This window comes from Nitrococcus sp. (genome assembly GCF_059432795.1).
Genome location: NZ_JBXWZQ010000121.1, coordinates 1 through 4,346, shown reverse-complemented (window position 1 = coordinate 4,346; position 4,346 = coordinate 1). Strand labels below are relative to the sequence as shown.

The following is a 4,346-nucleotide window of genomic DNA, read 5'->3' as shown; positions in this document are numbered from 1 at the left end:
CCCACCTGGAATGAGTGAAAAAAGCGGGATATTTTGAGAAAAAACGCCATTTTGTGGGACAAATGCGACGGGCGCGCTCGGCGCTACTCACCTGAATTGCGTAAATAGGCAAGCGCTGAGCGGGGTGTTTAAAAAGCTTTAAAACACATTTAACGTGGCGGTGAGTTCACGAGGTGCATCCCTATGCCGGTTAAGGGCAGATCGCGTCCGCCATCATTGGAAACAGGCTGGCGTTGTCTTCATTGAGTATTTCGCCTTTGCCGTCGATGTAATAGAACGGCCGGAAGCCCACGTAGCCACCGTAGGAGTTCTTGGCATTCAACTCTCCGCACAGGATGTGCGTCGTTTCGCCATCTTTCTGGCCCACCCAAGGGCGGAGATTGCGCCACTGGGCGCTATCTGGGTCCTTCAGCTGATTCAAAAAGTACGCCTTACCTTGCTCTATCGCGGCAGATTCATCCGCTAGCGAAGGCGGTGTTGCGGCACCCGCGGCAGCGATAAGCGCGTAAATAAGCCATTTTTTCATCTCGTCTCCTCCGTTGTGCCGTAGTAGGCGGACTGCAGTGTTCTCAGGACGATCAGCAGGTCCTCTTCATCTAGATCGGCCCTCACAGCCAACCATTTTAGAATTTCCGTGACGTCCACGGGGGGCTTGTAGCCTGTCGCCGCGATGGCTGCTTCGACAGCGTCAGTCGCGGCGTTCGATCGCTGGACCAACGTTTTCCGCCTATTCTCGCGGTATTCTGCCGCCTGCTGGTCGCCGCTGACATCCCTAAGCATAACCACCTGGTCGTCCACTTGCTCTTCTTTGAGCAACATCGGCCCTGATCCCTCTAAAAGCCAGTTGGCGTTGATCCTGAGGCGGACAAGGCCCGCTATAACGCTGCTCCCGGGTCGTCGTTTGCCGGCCTCGTAATCCTGCCACGTCCGAAACCCGCAACCTACGGCGTCTGCGATGCCAGTTTGCGTGTATCCGAGCTCCTCACGCGCCGCTTTCAGCCGCTCACCGATCGTAGTTTCAGCGTGCACCGCTGGACCCTTCTCTAGCGGTGCGCGTTAGCGGGGCACTGTTGATCGTGCACCGCTGCGCATATCTCGTTGTTTCTTCAGCGATTTTTATGGTTTTCCCCAAAAAGCAAATATTTTGGTAGCGGTGCACGCCGTTACGGCTTGCAACCACGCCATTTCTTGCGTACCGTATACAACCATGACTAAGCGCGTACATAAGAAAAAAACCCCTCCTGGGGATTGGCATCCCGCCGACATCAAGGCGGGCCTCGAGAAAGCCGGATGGTCTTTGAGACGCCTCAGCGTAGCGAACGGGCTTAGCCCGAAAACCTGCCAGCACGCGCTTTACGGGCCTTACCCGAAGTGCGAGCGAATCATTGCTGCAGCCGTGGGCGTAGACCCGGCCACCATCTGGCCGAGCCGGTACGAAGCACGCCGCCAGCGGAAAAAGGATACCACCCGTACCCGGCGGCGCAATGTAAAACTTGGTCGCGAGAATAAACATGCCCGCCAGACGGCGTGATCAGTCGACGGTCGACATGTTTCAGGCGCCACGGCCGGTCCCGGCCCGCGGCGGCAGTCTCAATTTTGACCGTGAGATTCGTCATCTGCTCAGCCAGATGATCAAGGACTCCCCCTGTGAGGACCGTTATGAGGTCGCCGCTCTCATGAGCCGATATCTCGGCGAAGAGGTGACCAAATACCAGCTCGATTCCTGGACCGCAGAGTCCCGACGGCCCTGGCGATTCCCGTTCGAATACGCACCCGCAATCGAAGCGGCGTGTGAATCCCACGCTCTATCCGAGTTCCTCGCTGAGAAGCGAGGCGGCGTCGTTCTGTGGGGCGAGGATGCTCTTAATGCTGAGCTTGGAAAGCTCGACATCATTGAGGCGGAGATCAAGCGAAAAAAACGAAACTTGAAACAGCGCCTGGAGGATCGGCATGGCAACCACTAAACCGATGGCCCTTCATGAGCGAATCCGACGGGCTGTGAAAGCCGTCGGAAAAGGCACCTCGTTTTGCGCTGCGAACATCGGTGTTACAGAGGGCACGCTCAGAAACTGGATGAACGGAAGAACAGAGCCACGGTATAGCCAGATCATGGCTCTGTCCAACGTATCAGGCGTCTCGCCGTTGTGGATACTCGGTGAGGTGGCTGGCAATGGGGTTGATGCGCCAGTGGGCTCAACGATTCCGCCGGAGACGCCCCCAGCCTCCGATAACAACCTCGAACGTTTCCGCACCCAAGAGGCCATTCTGGACGCCATAAGTGCAGGACGCATACCTCCTGACACCGAATTCGACGCCGTTCTAAACGGCATCCAGGCCATGCACCGCCTGGCGATGATCAGCGACGACGCGTGCAAAAACTTCATAGCGGACCAGGTTTTGATGGTCTTGGGAGACGACGTACACGAGTACATCGATAACTACAAGAAGGCAGCGGGGGAGAAGGGTGGCTAAAACTGAGACTGCCGTTCGACTAACCGACGATCCCTATACAACGGCCGCCGAACTAGCCGTTGCTCTAAACCGCGACGCCTCGGTCATTAAGAAGCGAGCCAAGCGGCAAGGCTGGCCTTTTACAGAGGAGCCCCATGCCGGTCGGGCGCGCCGACTCTATCGGATCGCGGATTTACCTGATGAGATCGCTGACCGAGTGCGCATCCGTCGCGCAATGTCTTCTCCCTCCGATGGTGATGGCAGCAGTGGCCCCGTGGCTGCAAACGGTACCGAGTCAGGAATGGAACCGGCGAACGGCGCAAACCAATCATCGAGCTACTGCCCGGACTCTCTGTGGGCATGGTTCGAGCGTAAGCCCGACAGCCAAAAGGATAAGGCTAGGAAGCGGCTGGCCCTCGTCCAAGAGTTTCATCGCCTGATCGACTTGGGCGTCTCCCCGGGGCGTGCCCACGAAGCGATACAAGCTCAGTTCGGAGAGAAGAAACGGACGTATGAAAGGTGGCTTCGAGACGTCAAAGGGTTCCACAAATCGGATTGGCTGCCCGCCCTGTGCCCGAATCATGCGGGCTGCACAGTTACCGCCGAGGTCTCAACCGAGGCCTGGGAAATGTTCAAGGCCTTGTACCTCGACCGCTCGCGCCAGGCCTTGTCCACCTGCTACCGGCGCGTGCAGCGGGCGGCCAGTAAGAACGGTTGGGCATGGCCGTCGCAGAACACCATCGCGCGCAAGGTCGATCGTGAGATCCCGGACAACTACCTGATCTATCTCAGGGAAGGCAACGAAGCGCTCGAACAAACCTTTCCGTCGATGGTGCGCGATCACGCCGCGCTGCATGCCCTGCAGGTCGTCAACGGCGACGGCGTCGAGTTTCATCCCGCGCTCAAGTGGCCGGACGATTCCGTTAATCGCGCCAAGGTGTGGTTCTGGCAGGACATCGGCACGGGCAAGATCCTTGCCTGGCGCGCCGACCAAACCGAGAACAAGGACATGCTGCGCCTGTCCGTCGGTGACCTGGTCGACCGGTACGGCATCCCCGAGGTCGCGGTAATCGACAACACGACCGCCGCGGCCAGCAAGTGGCTCACGGGCGGCATCAAAAACCGATATCGCTGGAAGATCAAGGACGAGGATCCACGCGGCATCATGGTCGACCTCGGCATCGACGTTCGCTTCACCCTACCGGCACACGGCCAATCCAAACCGATCGAGCGCGCATTTCGAGACCTGCGCGAGCTGATCGACAAGCACCCGCAATGGAGCAACCGAGGCACCCAGGGGCGTCCGATTCCCGTCGAGGAATTCCTCGAAGTACTCGAGCAGGAAGTGGCGGCGCATAACGCGCAGACCGGTCGCCGGGGCGCGCATTGCAACGGCCGCAGCTTCGACCAAATGTTCGAGGAGTCTTACAGCCGTTCAACGATCCGCAAAGCCACGGCTGATCAACGCCGCTTGTGGTTGCTGGCCGCCGAGCGCGTCCGCGCCAACTCTGCGACCGGCGCGGTAGTCCTCGGCCGCGGGCCGCAGGGCGAGAACCGCTATTGGTGCGAGCAGCTTGTCGATCACCGCGGCGAGCAGATCGTCGTGCGATTCGACCCGCAGCGCCTGCAGGAAGAGGTCCACGTCTACACGCTAGACGGCCGTTACATCGGCGGCGCCGAATGCGTCTGGCGCGGTGGCTTCATCGATACCGAGACGGCCCGCGCCTATCACCGCGCCAAGAGCCAGTACAAGCGCTACACGAAACGCGCCGCCGAAGCGGAGCGCCGCATGAGTGCCGCGACCGCGGCCAAGCAGATTCCCAAGATCGATCAACCGGACGGCGCCGAGGCGGGCGTTGTGTCCTTGCAGTTTCGCTCCAAGAAGGCCGTCGGTG

6 protein-coding genes are annotated in these 4,346 nt (G+C 59.5%); 4 read left to right on the top strand and 2 right to left on the bottom strand.

Features of this window, described 5'->3' with window-relative positions; translation table 11 throughout:
* Nucleotides 1-190: 190 nt before the first annotated feature.
* Both AC52Q4_RS09345 and AC52Q4_RS09340 read right to left on the bottom strand, forming a co-directional pair.
* Nucleotides 191-526 carry a hypothetical protein gene (locus AC52Q4_RS09345; protein ID WP_495536526.1) on the bottom strand — a complete coding sequence of 112 codons (336 nt, stop codon included), beginning with the start codon at nucleotides 524-526 and terminating at the stop codon, nucleotides 191-193.
* Nucleotides 523-1,029, bottom strand: coding sequence for a helix-turn-helix domain-containing protein (locus AC52Q4_RS09340; protein WP_495536525.1), 507 nt, complete (start codon nucleotides 1,027-1,029; stop codon nucleotides 523-525). The genes AC52Q4_RS09345 and AC52Q4_RS09340 overlap by 4 nt, the downstream gene beginning before the upstream one ends.
* A gap of 178 nt (nucleotides 1,030-1,207) precedes the next feature.
* Between AC52Q4_RS09340 and AC52Q4_RS09335 the strand changes: the two genes are divergently transcribed.
* The 4 genes from AC52Q4_RS09335 to AC52Q4_RS09320 form a co-directional block, all read left to right on the top strand.
* On the top strand, nucleotides 1,208-1,531 hold the full coding sequence (locus AC52Q4_RS09335; RefSeq protein WP_495536524.1) for a helix-turn-helix domain-containing protein: 324 nt from the start codon (nucleotides 1,208-1,210) through the stop codon (nucleotides 1,529-1,531).
* On the top strand, nucleotides 1,512-1,964 hold the full coding sequence (locus tag AC52Q4_RS09330) for a hypothetical protein (protein WP_495536523.1): 453 nt from the start codon (nucleotides 1,512-1,514) through the stop codon (nucleotides 1,962-1,964). Before AC52Q4_RS09335 ends, AC52Q4_RS09330 begins: the two co-directional genes overlap by 20 nt.
* Nucleotides 1,951-2,472 (top strand): helix-turn-helix domain-containing protein, encoded by a 522-nt coding sequence (locus tag AC52Q4_RS09325; RefSeq protein ID WP_495536522.1) that lies wholly within the window; start codon nucleotides 1,951-1,953, stop codon nucleotides 2,470-2,472. Before AC52Q4_RS09330 ends, AC52Q4_RS09325 begins: the two co-directional genes overlap by 14 nt.
* Before the next feature lie 214 nt (nucleotides 2,473-2,686).
* The coding region (locus tag AC52Q4_RS09320) for a transposase domain-containing protein (RefSeq protein ID WP_495536527.1) at nucleotides 2,687-4,346 on the top strand (1,660 nt) is incomplete at its 3' end.

Bases quoted from the DNA above. Each gene is read 5' to 3' on its own strand.
- AC52Q4_RS09345 (WP_495536526.1), bottom strand. From the start codon at position 526: ATGAAAAAATGGCTTATTTACGCGCTTATCGCTGCCGCGGGTGCCGCA.
- AC52Q4_RS09335 (WP_495536524.1), top strand. From the start codon at position 1,208: ATGACTAAGCGCGTACATAAGAAAAAAACCCCTCCTGGGGATTGGCAT.
- AC52Q4_RS09330 (WP_495536523.1), top strand. From the start codon at position 1,512: ATGCCCGCCAGACGGCGTGATCAGTCGACGGTCGACATGTTTCAGGCG.
- AC52Q4_RS09325 (WP_495536522.1), top strand. From the start codon at position 1,951: ATGGCAACCACTAAACCGATGGCCCTTCATGAGCGAATCCGACGGGCT.